At 48.2% G+C, this 8962-nt stretch carries 9 protein-coding genes, 1 other RNA gene and 1 pseudogene; 4 read left to right on the top strand and 7 right to left on the bottom strand.

Annotated elements, in window-relative coordinates; translation table 11 throughout:
- The 3 genes from BZG79_RS16885 to BZG79_RS04505 form a co-directional block, all read left to right on the top strand.
- Window positions 1-1224, top strand: a 1224-nt coding sequence (locus tag BZG79_RS16885; RefSeq protein WP_077773813.1) for a PAS domain-containing methyl-accepting chemotaxis protein, incomplete at its 5' end; no start/stop codon positions are given.
- 56 nt (window positions 1225-1280) lie between these two features.
- Window positions 1281-2672 (top strand): HD-GYP domain-containing protein, encoded by a 1392-nt coding sequence (locus tag BZG79_RS04510; RefSeq protein WP_077773812.1) that lies wholly within the window; start codon window positions 1281-1283, stop codon window positions 2670-2672.
- Window positions 2673-2829: 157 nt separating this feature from the next.
- Window positions 2830-3306 carry a Dps family protein gene (locus BZG79_RS04505; protein WP_021023831.1) on the top strand — a complete coding sequence of 159 codons (477 nt, stop codon included), beginning with the start codon at window positions 2830-2832 and terminating at the stop codon, window positions 3304-3306.
- A 95-nt stretch (window positions 3307-3401) separates the two neighbouring features.
- On the opposite strand, the gene BZG79_RS04500 is transcribed toward BZG79_RS04505, so the two are convergent.
- The 7 genes and pseudogenes from BZG79_RS04500 to BZG79_RS04475 form a co-directional block, all read right to left on the bottom strand.
- Window positions 3402-4289 carry a DUF2861 family protein gene (locus BZG79_RS04500; RefSeq protein WP_077773811.1) on the bottom strand — a complete coding sequence of 296 codons (888 nt, stop codon included), beginning with the start codon at window positions 4287-4289 and terminating at the stop codon, window positions 3402-3404.
- Window positions 4286-4930, bottom strand: a complete 645-nt coding sequence (locus BZG79_RS04495; protein ID WP_077678957.1) for a response regulator transcription factor — start codon at window positions 4928-4930, stop codon at window positions 4286-4288. The genes BZG79_RS04500 and BZG79_RS04495 overlap by 4 nt, the downstream gene beginning before the upstream one ends.
- The gene (locus BZG79_RS16995; protein ID WP_347336579.1) at window positions 4927-5394 is read right to left on the bottom strand and encodes an ATP-binding protein; all 468 of its coding nucleotides are present in this window, start codon (window positions 5392-5394) and stop codon (window positions 4927-4929) included. The genes BZG79_RS04495 and BZG79_RS16995 overlap by 4 nt, the downstream gene beginning before the upstream one ends.
- Window positions 5371-6270, bottom strand: a pseudogene (locus BZG79_RS04490) (DUF3404 domain-containing protein); the annotation flags it as partial. The gene BZG79_RS16995 and the pseudogene BZG79_RS04490, both read right to left, overlap by 24 nt.
- A gap of 300 nt (window positions 6271-6570) precedes the next feature.
- Window positions 6571-6667, bottom strand: an RNA gene (gene ffs, locus BZG79_RS04485) — signal recognition particle sRNA small type.
- Window positions 6668-6791: 124 nt separating this feature from the next.
- On the bottom strand, window positions 6792-7523 hold the full coding sequence (locus BZG79_RS04480; protein ID WP_077678955.1) for a hypothetical protein: 732 nt from the start codon (window positions 7521-7523) through the stop codon (window positions 6792-6794).
- A 41-nt stretch (window positions 7524-7564) separates the two neighbouring features.
- Window positions 7565-7984 (bottom strand): YbaY family lipoprotein, encoded by a 420-nt coding sequence (locus BZG79_RS04475; protein WP_021023827.1) that lies wholly within the window; start codon window positions 7982-7984, stop codon window positions 7565-7567.
- Window positions 7985-8083: 99 nt separating this feature from the next.
- On the opposite strand from BZG79_RS04475, the gene tesB reads away from it, so the two are divergent.
- A complete protein-coding gene (gene tesB / locus BZG79_RS04470) occupies window positions 8084-8947 on the top strand; it encodes an acyl-CoA thioesterase II (protein WP_077676862.1) in 864 nt (287 codons plus the stop codon).
- Window positions 8948-8962 lie beyond the last annotated feature (15 nt).

Raw genomic sequence — 8962 nt, 5'->3', positions numbered from 1 at the left:
GCCATCAATACACATATTGCGACTATTACCTTCTCGCCTGACGGCACCATTACTAGTGTAAACGATAAACTCCTAAGTATTATTGGTTACGGTCGTGATGAGGTTATCGGCCAGCATCACCGCGCGGTTTGTTTCGAAGAAACCGTTAATGACCCAAGTTACCAACAATTTTGGCAATCACTCGCGCAAGGTAAACCACAGAAAGGCATATTTCGTCGCCGCCATCAGCATGGACAAGAAATTTGGATGGAAGCGACTTATGTACCGATCAAAGATACCAGCGGCAAAGTAGCCAGCGTTCGAAAATTGGCAGCGGATGTCACTAAACAGCACAAAGAGAGCTTACGACAACAATCTATTCTGGCTGCTATCGATCGTTCATTGGCGGTGATTGAATTTGAACCTGACGGCACAATTGTTCGTGCAAATGATAATTTCCTGGCCGCGGTGGGCTACCAAGCACGAGAAATTGCAGGCCAGCATCATGAGATATTTTGTGATCACGCGTTTTATGAAGATAACCCAAACTTCTGGGCATCACTAGCCAGCGGCCAATTCACGTCTGGCCAATACTTGCGTCGTGATAAACATGGTAATGAAGTTTGGCTCGAAGCAACGTATAACCCCGTTTTTGATGTCAATGGTAAAGTCTATCGCGTGATCAAGTTCGCGACTGCAATCACTGATACAGTGAAGAAAAATCAAGCCGTTAATCAGGCGGCAGAGCTTGCTCAAGCATCATCAGAACAAACCCTCAAGCATAGTGAAAACGGTAGCGCCTTACTACAAGAAGCCGTTCAGCTATCGCAAAACGTCACCGACCAAGCTGTCGAAGCCGCTAATCAGGTAAATCAGCTCAGTGAGCATGCACAGAGCATTGAAAACATCGTCACCACGATCAAACAAATCGCCGAACAAACTAACTTGCTCGCACTCAATGCAGCGATAGAAGCAGCGCGCGCGGGTGATCAAGGCCGTGGATTCGCGGTTGTTGCCGACGAAGTTCGAGGTTTATCACAACGCACCAGCAAGTCCACCACAGAAATTGCCGATGTCGTCGATGAAAACCTACAACTGATCAAAGGGGTGAGTGAGGCAATGGAAAGAGTCACTGAGCAATCAACTATGGGGCAAGAAAAAGTCACCGCAGCCGATAACGTGATGAGTGATATGCACGCAGGTGCAGAAGAAGTGTCGGCAACCGTTCGCGGTCTCACACATTAAAAGTAGACCTTCACCACCAACGCGTAATGGACCAATAAAGTGGATGAGAAAATAAGATGCAACCCCATATAAATGACGTGACTTCGTTAAAGTTGTCAGAGCTAATCCTAGCCTTGAGTACGGCGCTCGATATGACTGAAGGACAGCCACCCGAACATTGTATGCGCTGCACGTGGTTAGGAATGAAACTTGCTGACGCCTTAGCGCTCGATGATCAACAACGTCATGATCTTTTCTATACGTTGCTGCTAAAAGATGCGGGCTGCAGCAGCAATGCGGCACGGATCTGCGAACTGTACCTCACCAATGATTTAGCATTTAAACAAAGCTACAAGGTAGTGGACGGTAGCTTATCCAGCGTACTGAATTTCGTACTAAAAAATACCGGCGTAAAGCGTGGGTTTATGCAGAAGCTCTCGACCACACTCGATATCATTCGTCATGGCGACATGTATGCGCAAGAGCTGATCGAAACGCGATGTACCCGTGGTGCCGATGTCGCACGCGATTTACGTTTTAGTGAAAGCGTTGCTGAAGCCATCTACGCGCTGGATGAACACTATGATGGTGGTGGGCGTCCTGATCAGTTAAAGGCCGATCAGATCCCCTTGTTTTCGCGCATCGCATTGATGACGCAAGTCATTGATGTTTTTCGAACAGAATCCGGTGTCGACGCTGCACTCCGCGAGCTGAAAAACCGTCGCGGCACTTGGTTTGACCCCGACCTCGTCGATACCTTTTTACAGCTGGCTCGCGAACCGCAATTTTGGCAGCAACTGGATAGCCCCACATTAAAAGAAGAAGTCCTGTCGATGACGCCTGCCAACACATGCATTTGGGTCGATGATGATTATATGGATGACATTGCAGCTGCCTTTGGGCGTATTGTTGATGCCAAAAGCCCTTTCACCTCGGGTCACAGTGAACGTGTCGCCGTATACGCTAGCTTAATTGCTGACGAGTTAGCCATTAGTGAACATGATAAAAAATGGCTAAAGCGTGGCGCGTTACTGCACGATATTGGCAAACTCGGCGTAAGCAATGATGTGCTCGATAAGCCGGGAAAACTGGATGACGAGGAATGGGCGCACGTTAAACGCCATGCTGCACTGAGTAAAACCATCTTATCGAAAATCCACCAACTCGATCACCTCGCCAAGTTCGCTAGCGCCCATCACGAAAAGCTCGATGGCTCCGGGTATCCAGACGGCATGCAGGGCGATGACATTTCCCTGCTCACTCGCATTATTACCACCGCAGATATTTTTGATGCTATCACTGCTGAGCGTCCCTATCGTGGCCCTATCCCAATGAACAAAGCCTTATCCATCATGAAAGAAGAAACTGGCACGGCAATCGACGCGCGCTGCCTACAAGCGTTAATCGCAGGTCTCGAGCGTCTTCCTGAGCATTTTATTGTTCATGACGGTACATCGATCACATCATAGGCTTAACCTATCAGGTATATAGGTTAACTCCATTTTCCTTTTTTAATTCGGGACGTTATTCTATTTTCATCAATCGAAACAACACAGTTTCCAGTGTTGAATTTTCGCGATAGCGCGACGATTTAACACATTGATTTTGCCACTAAGGAGGCATTAGATGAGTAAACAATCAGCATTGATCGGATTGGACAGCACCAAAGCTGCAGATTTAGCAGCTCGCCTAGATACGCTATTAGCAAACTACCAAGTGCTGTACACCAATGTGCGTGGTTTTCACTGGAACATCAAAGGCGGCGACTTCTTTGAGCTACACGTAAAATTCGAAGAGATCTATACCGATCTGCAAACTAAGATCGATGAAGTAGCCGAGCGCATTCTTACTATTGGTGGTACCGCTGAACACCGCTTCAGTGAATATTTGAAAATCAGTGAAATCAAAGAGCATGCACCAGAGGCGAACGGTCAAGCCGGTCTACGCGCCATTGTTGACGGGTTTAGTGTATTAATTAGCCTACAACGTGACATTATGAGCCTTGCTGGTGAAGCTGACGACGAAGGCACATCAGCACTAATGAGCGATTACATCCGCGAACAAGAAAAATTACTGTGGATGTTCAACGCATACTTGAACTAATCACCTGTTCGATAACGTAAAAATAGCCCGCTTTGTCGGGCTATTTTTTTATGTCTCTCGCCTTTAAACACGTTTGATAGATCGCTCGCCTAGCGTCATTTAACTCGCCTGGCGTTAACTGATTCAGCGGTGTAAGGTGTTTCTGGTAAAGGCAAAGCTAGCCGTTCGACGTAATTCACTTTGATAGCGCCTTGGTACTCAAAATGCGTCACGATCGCGCTCAAGTGTTCCGATTTAGCGGGACGTTTAACGGGAAGCGAGACCTTCACCGGGCTCGGTGTGTTTTCCGCGCTACTTGTCACATAAATTGGCGTTTGCTCGATCCATCGGTACGCATCATCTAGCCATAGCCAATAAGCGGCTGCCGGCGCGCAACTGGTTGGCGTGTTAGGCAAATCCACCGTTAATTGTTGATCTGGATGGCCGATTAGTTTCACCCAAGGGCGCCGCGGTAATCCGTAAACGACCAAGCTGTAGTGCTGCCCACCTAAACGCAGTTCGTAAACACCTGGATCTACTTGGGTAAAAAGTTGTCCTGATTCAAGTTCTTGAAATCCAGTTTGAGCGCCTAATATTTCACTGATCACCGTCTGACCATTGGGATCAGTGAGCGTAACCAAAGTTGCACGCGATACATGCTCAGCCGATAGTTTGATTTCATAACCTAGGCTTGATGCTCCCGCGCGTCGCACAAAAGAAATGGTAAGCCCTTGTGGAATATCCTTTCCATTCGGCTCAGTTAGGCGTTGACCACAATCTGTTTGATTGATGATCGCATGTTTGAGCGCGGCCCAATGCTGGGTAGCAATCTGTTCTTGCGATAGTGCAAAAATAAGCTCCTGCCAAGCAACAGTAGGTCGGTCGGCGGCTAATGCCTGGTAGGTCTGTTGCATGGGCGTATCACCAAACCAGGCTTGCTCAGCGTTTACTTTTACGCTTAGCATCGCGAATCCGAGAACCAGCAAGCGTCCCCATCGTGTCATAGCATCACCAATCTATAGCCCACGCCACGATGCGTCTCTATTGCTAAATCGGGCAATTTTTGTCGTAACCGCAACACATGATTATCCACAGTACGAGTGGTGGGAAACGCTTGATAACCCCAAATCTTGTTGAGTAATTCTTCACGATGAAAAACTCGCCCTGGGTTTTGTATTAACAATAATAACAGGTCAAATTCTTTCGGTTTCAACATCACGGATTCATTCTGCCAATAAACATTCCGCGATCCCGGCTCAACCTTGATCGGTCCATACAAAAGCTGGCTCTCGCCCAAAGGTCGAAGCTGGGCATAAATTCGCGCGAGCAACTCTTGATGTGAAAAAGGTTTAACCACATAGTCTTTTGCTCCTGCCATGAGCCCTTCAACTCGTTGTTCTACTTCAATTTTCGCGGTCAGTACAATAACAGGGAGCGCTTTTAAGGAAAGCCAGTGAGGAAGCTGAATCAAGCTATCACCGTCGGTCAGTTGCCGGTCTAAGATAACGAGATCGGCGTGATACCAGTGCTTCTCTACCTTGTGGCTATCAACTAACCAAGTACATTGGAAACCGTGGCTCTCAAAAAATTGACGTAGGCCCTCACCCAACAAGGTGTCATCTTCAATCAATAGCAAATGGCTCATTGGGGTAACTCCAACATGCAGCAAGTAGGATGACGTCTAATCAAAAGTTTACCCCCCATTTGCCGCATTAACCGCGCGACTAAAAATAATCCAATCCCCATATTGTGCTCAGACTTTGGTGCTTTACAGCGGCGCCAAACGCGTTGCCCCCATGAAGGAAAAGCACCATCATCATAGACACACACTCGAATTCGCTTGCCGACATGTACTCGGATCCAAACTTTATTGCCACCGTGTTGATGCGCATTTTGTATCAGATTTTTCAAACAAATAGAGAGCCAGTAGAAAGGCAATGTTAATGTCTTATCTTGGTTTAACGTGTAGTCAATGTCATAGCAGTCACACACGTTATCTAACCACTCGGATAACGAGGCTGTTTGCGTTTTAAACTGCTCGCTTTTATCGGTACTTAAATATCCCTTGCTGGTTTCCGTCAGTTGGTTGAGCCGTTGATGGTCGGCCAATAAACGCCACAACACATCTTGCGTACAGTCATCCAGCTTATCGAATTGATTGCGCAACATCTCAACCGTCAGACCCAAACTGGCAATGGGTGTTCGCAGTTCATGGGTGAGTAACTGGAGGATAAACTGGCGCTCGCGCCGCTGTTGGTACCTATCATAAACACTGCGCGCTAATCCCAGCACTAGCGCCCCAAAAATAGCCACCAAAATAGCAATCATGACGCCTCGATAAGCGGGATGTAACTGATTACAAATATTACCATATCGGTAGTCACAGCCCGTTGAGTGGGTCGATAGGCTCAAACGATAATTATCGGCGATCGACATCCATTGTGTGCGAGGTAACGCTTTCCACCCTTCTTCCCCATTTAACCACAGACGGTCTCCATCCAAATAGGCACGGTAACCGTTAAGCTAGGCATCACGCCCTGACTGACTAAGCGCGGCCAGTGCGTCATGCAAAGGGTGATTTTTATTGGCGAGAGTCACACGCTCTACCAGTTCAGGCGGTGGTGTCTTTATTGCGTAATGGCTTAAATAACGCTCGGCGTAACTCCCCCCAGCAGGATGAAGCAGCGGATTTTTTTCAAACCATTCAACCGGTAAAGGCTGTTCTCGACAAAGCGCAAGCTCGAAGCGCTGAGCAACTAACAGCCTTGGTACCACAATGCGCGGATTAGGTTGGCAGGTTTGAACGACCTGGTAGAGAGCGCTCAGATCTTGCCAATCAAAATGTTCAAAATCTGGATATTGTGCCTGGCTCACTAAAAGCGCTTGAGGATAAGCGTTTAAAGCCGGCTGAGCGACCATCAGGGTCCCTGCTTGCCACGCTTCATCGTAAAACCCCTTAAGCTGCGTTTGTAGATCGCTCGCCATCACTTGGCTACTCACCAAGATAGCTATCCATGCCACCCACATTCGCCTTATCACCACGTCACGCCTCCATTGGGCCCACTGCTGCCTGTATATTTAATGATCATAGTCGAGTCATGCCAGGCTGTGTCACCCAGGTGTCAACAGACGATAATAGAAGACAGACTCTCATATCATCCCAAAAAATCAGTTGGTTGTGCACATATCAGTTTGTTGTGTAAATAGGCGGTGGAATTCACAGGAAAATGATGGTGTATTGTTCGAGAAGCATGTGATTTTAGGGGGGAGCAGAAAGGGCGGAGACCTCCCCAGCTACATCCCGGCACACACGTCCCAAGCGCGGGCTGCTTCCTTCCGGACCTGACCCAGTACACAAGATAGTGTTGCGGGAGAACCAAGGAGGCCTCCATCGATATGTCGTTAAGCTTGCTTAACTGCGGGGCATTATGTGGCAAGGCTGGATGCAATGCAAGGAGGATTCGTTTTCTTACCGATTAACTGTTGATCTTATAAGCAATTATCACTTAATCATCGTCTGAGTCTTCCAAGAGTAAATACTCACCTACCCAGATAGCCGCCAGCATAGTGGCCCACGCCACCAGTAACGACATCGTTAATTGATAGGGAACACGCCAAGCAATAACTAAAAACGGCACGCACGGCAAAATGTGCATCGCAGGGTGACGTGAAGCGGCTAAACGCGGTGTAAGCGCCACCCACTGTAACAGCCCAATCATCGCAACCACTGCCACGCTCCACAGCGCGGATGGCCACCCAACCGCCGCGGCCAGAATGGGAAGCACTAGCCAAGCGCCACGGCGAGGTGGTTGGTAGCCCGGCCAATATTGCATCGATAGCCATAACCCGCATAACGCCGCAAGTTGAAGAGCCAAAAACCAGGGAGCCCCGCCTAATTTTGCTTCCGACTGCAAAGCCATTATCCCTGCGAAAATAGCGAGCATCACAGACCCAAGTAACCACTTAACATGGGGATGTCGGTCAGGATTAAACCATAAAGATAACGCTGGCAAGATCAGCAAAGTACTTGCCGCAAGCAAAGCAGGTAACTGCGGTAAAGAAAGGGCCAAGGCCGCCATTCCCAACAGCAATAACCAACTCGCCAATTTGTCTGGGTAGAAGAAAAACAACGCAGGCGCCATGATCGCTAGCCCATGTAAGGCATCGCCGGCACTGATACTCGCAGCAATAGCAATCGCTAGCACGATTGCGGGCCAAACTAATGAGGAAATCCGCATGCACACTCCTTGTGCTGTGGTCATGATTCCCAGTGTAGCGACTAGTTGTCGGATCGTACCAGCGTAATGGTTGGATCATAGGTGTGATTCGTATCCGTGATCACTTTATTAACCGTATTGGTGATAAATAACGGGCGTTCACTGACATCAATTTGCGCGGTGATCACATAATCATGAGAAGCAGAAATTTGGCTTGGATCGTAATTTAGCGCGAAATGGAGGGGCACTTGCTGACCTTCAGTCACAAAAGACTGTCGGCTAATCACTTTACCCGGCGAGTCCATTTTTTTTATTTCTACCAAACGCACAGTGACACTGGCAGTCTCGGGTAAAGCAAGGCGCTCACGATAGACCAAAGTACCAGAAATATTCGCTAAATCATTGGGTTGGCTATTACCAGAGCAAGCGGTAAACACTAGAGCAGTAAATAAGGCGAACAACAGAAACGTTAGTTTCTTCATTAAAGAATCCTCACCGAAACGCGTTTGAATGCGGCAAAAACGCTAAGGTTATGATAGCTTGAACAATAACAATGGAAGCATAGCATGAATCAAGGACTTATGAGCCAACCACTGACAGAACTCTTACAACTGCTGCAGCTTGAGCGATTAGACACCGGCCTATATCGCGGCCAAAGTGAGAATCTTGGACTGCCACAAGTGTATGGCGGGCAAGTGATTGGTCAAGCGCTCTCTGCCGCGAAAACATCCATCGAAGCCGATCGCTTTTTGCACTCATTTCACAGCTACTTCCTGCGTCCAGGCGACCCGGAACAACCGATCATCTATGATGTTGAGATACTCAGAGATGGAAAAAGTTTCAGTACTCGGCGAATAAAAGCCGTACAGTACGGCAAACCGATTTTCTATCTTACCGCATCGTATCAAGAGGAAGAGGAAAGTTTCGAGCATCAAAACTCAATGCCGACAGACGTGCCCGCTCCGGAAACTTTGCGCTCGGAGCAATCACTGGTCGCAGATATTGCCCATAAACTACCCGCCAATGTTGTCAAAGCGTTTGGCAGTGATAAACCAATAGAAGTTCGCCCTGCGACTGTGATCAATCCACTGAAGCCAGAACCGGCCCCAGCGAAGCAATATCTCTGGATCCGTGCTAACGGTGAAGTCGGCGATGACTACCATGTCCACCAATACTTGCTGGGCTACGCGGCGGATTGGGGGTTTTTGGTCACTGCGCTACAACCTCACGGGGTAACATTACTGACCCCAGGCATGAAAGTGGCTACTATTGATCACTCTATGTGGTTCCACCGCCCGTTTAGAATGGATGAGTGGCTGTTGTTTGCGATTGAAAGCCCCTCCGCCAGTGGTGCACGTGGATTTGTTCGCGGAGAGCTTTTTAACCAACAAGGTGACCTAGTGGCTTCTGCTACTCAAGAAGGGTTAATGCGTAAGCTCTCCTAGCGCTCAGCGACGCTA

The organism is Salinivibrio sp. MA427 (genome assembly GCF_001996115.1).
GTDB lineage: Bacteria > Pseudomonadota > Gammaproteobacteria > Enterobacterales > Vibrionaceae > Salinivibrio > Salinivibrio costicola.
Note: the sequence above shows the minus strand (reverse complement) of the source record. Positions and strands in the feature narration are given on the sequence as shown.

Bases quoted from the DNA above. Each gene is read 5' to 3' on its own strand.
- BZG79_RS04510 (WP_077773812.1), top strand. From the start codon at position 1,281: ATGCAACCCCATATAAATGACGTGACTTCGTTAAAGTTGTCAGAGCTA.
- BZG79_RS04505 (WP_021023831.1), top strand. From the start codon at position 2,830: ATGAGTAAACAATCAGCATTGATCGGATTGGACAGCACCAAAGCTGCA.
- BZG79_RS04500 (WP_077773811.1), bottom strand. From the start codon at position 4,289: ATGACACGATGGGGACGCTTGCTGGTTCTCGGATTCGCGATGCTAAGC.
- BZG79_RS04495 (WP_077678957.1), bottom strand. From the start codon at position 4,930: ATGAGCCATTTGCTATTGATTGAAGATGACACCTTGTTGGGTGAGGGC.
- BZG79_RS04480 (WP_077678955.1), bottom strand. From the start codon at position 7,523: ATGCGGATTTCCTCATTAGTTTGGCCCGCAATCGTGCTAGCGATTGCT.
- BZG79_RS04475 (WP_021023827.1), bottom strand. From the start codon at position 7,984: ATGAAGAAACTAACGTTTCTGTTGTTCGCCTTATTTACTGCTCTAGTG.
- tesB (WP_077676862.1), top strand. From the start codon at position 8,084: ATGAGCCAACCACTGACAGAACTCTTACAACTGCTGCAGCTTGAGCGA.